Source organism: Accumulibacter sp. (genome assembly GCF_023806635.1).
Classification (GTDB): domain Bacteria; phylum Pseudomonadota; class Gammaproteobacteria; order Burkholderiales; family Rhodocyclaceae; genus Accumulibacter.
Map to the genome: position 1 here is coordinate 151,824 of NZ_JAMTDQ010000023.1, position 2,034 is coordinate 153,857.

At 65.2% G+C, this 2,034-nt stretch carries 1 protein-coding gene and 1 pseudogene; both read left to right on the forward strand.

Going from position 1 to position 2,034, the window contains the following annotated elements; translation table 11 throughout:
• Nucleotides 1-1,270: pseudogene (locus NFW30_RS04335) on the forward strand (hypothetical protein); the annotation flags it as partial.
• Between the two features lie 85 nt (nt 1,271-1,355).
• Complete coding sequence (locus NFW30_RS04340) at nt 1,356-1,757, forward strand: hypothetical protein (protein ID WP_295371785.1); 402 nt, start codon at nt 1,356-1,358, stop codon at nt 1,755-1,757.
• The last annotated feature ends 277 nt before the right edge of the window (nt 1,758-2,034 follow it).

Below are 2,034 nucleotides of genomic sequence, written 5' to 3' on the forward strand. Positions count from 1 at the left end.
GGTCAGTCTTGTCGAGGTCAACAACTTCTCGATCTACGGTGGCTTCGGGAACGACAACCTGAGCGTCACGCTTGGAACGAACGTCCTGCGCGGTAATGGCGGCGATGACAGTTTGACCGGAGGTACTGGCAGCGACACGGTCAGCGGGGGGGCGGGGAAGGATTACATCCTGGGCCGGGACAACGACGATTCCCTCGACGGTGGCTCCGGCAACGACACCCTCGACGGTGGTGGCGGAGACGACAGCCTGAATGGCGGTGACGGCGACGACACGCTGCTCTTCGACGCGTCCGACAGCAGCGTCGACGGTGGCGCCGGGACGGATGTCGGGGTCTTGTCCGGCGCATCGACGGCGCAGGCACGCGCATTTGCCATGGCTGCGCACAGCCTGGAAAAGCTGCAATGGACCGTGGCAGGGAACACCTGGAGTCTCGCGCTCAATGGCGACGGTAGCCGGACCGAGACGGTGAGCGACACGGCGGCGAGCGAGAGCAGCTTTGCTTCGCGCACCACTCGACTTGCCGTCAGCGGAGCGGTCGACTGGATCGACACGCTTGCCGACAATGGCGTGCGGACCTACAACGACCTCGACGATCTGGGCAATCAGGCGTGGACGCAGTTGTTCCAGGTGTATGACGGTTCGGGTCTTGTTGATTTCCGTGACTACCGCAACGACGACGGGACGCGTTTGGTCATCGACGACGACAATCTCGGCAATCAGGGCTGGACGCAGATTCAGCAGAAGTACGACACGCAGGGTCGCGAGGACTATCGCGATTACCGGCTCGACGACGGCAGACGACAGGTCGTCGACTACGATCAGGCCAACGACCAGAGCTTCGTCCAACTGGACCAGATCTACGACGCGCAGGGACGCGAGGACTATCGCGACTACCGTCTCGACGACGGCAGGCGGCAGCTCGTCGACTATGACCAGGCCGGCAACCAGAGCTGGAGCCAGGTCATCCAGCTCTACGACACGCAGGCCCGTGAAGACTACCGGGATTACCGGCTCGACGACGGCAGGCGGCAGCTCGTCGACTACGATCAGGCGAACAACCAGGCGTGGAGCAGGAGCACGCAGCTCTACGACACGCTTGGCCGGCAGGATTACCGGGACTATGCGATGGATGACGGTTCGCGGACCTTCATCGACTACGACCAGGCGGGGCAGTTCGCCTGGAGCGAGTGGCAGAAGGAATTCGATGCGGCGGGCACCTTGTTGCATCAGCGCATCAGCTACGACAGCGGCGACATCGTCTATCAGTGACTCGGTCAGATTGGTGGGCATGGAATGGGGAGCTGTACGGAGTTCCCCGGCCACCACTTGCACGCTCCGCGAGATTACGACTGCGTTGCCGCTTCGAGTCGAGAACCGCTTCCTCAGCGGCGCCGCCGGCAACGACACCCTCGACGGCGGCGACCGCAGGGACCACTACTACATCGACCACATCGGCGACCAGGTCATCGAAACCAACGCCAGCGCCGGCGGCGGCACCGACCTCGTGCACACCACCCTCGCCAGCTACACCCTCGGAAACCACGTCGAGAACGGCCGCATCCTCGCCGCCGGCGCCGCCAACCTCACCGGCAACGCCCTCGACAACCTCCTCTACGCCGGCACCGGCAACAACGTCCTCGACGGCGGCGCCGGCAGCGACTCCGTAACCTGGGCCTACGCCGCCAGCGGCGCCGTCGGCGTCACCTCCAACCTGGCGCGCGGCTCCGGCACCGACAGCCGGATCGCCATCGAGTAACGCGTCGGCTCGCCGAACGCCGACACTCGCACCGTCGACGGCCGGGCGCAGATCGCCACGCTGGCAGCGGCCTCGCGCGGGGCGGTGTCGGCTTCGTCGTCACCTGAGGTCTGCCGCACCGGCCGTCGCCACCAACCCGGCGGGGGCGTCTCTGGCCAAGCTCGATCAGGCCGCTCGCGGCCGCCTTCCGTCGCTGCCGCCGGCGGTATCGAAGCCTGCCATCCCGAGTTCGACAAAAATACGGCTAAGTGATTGTTTGTGCGCAATTCACGGTTCC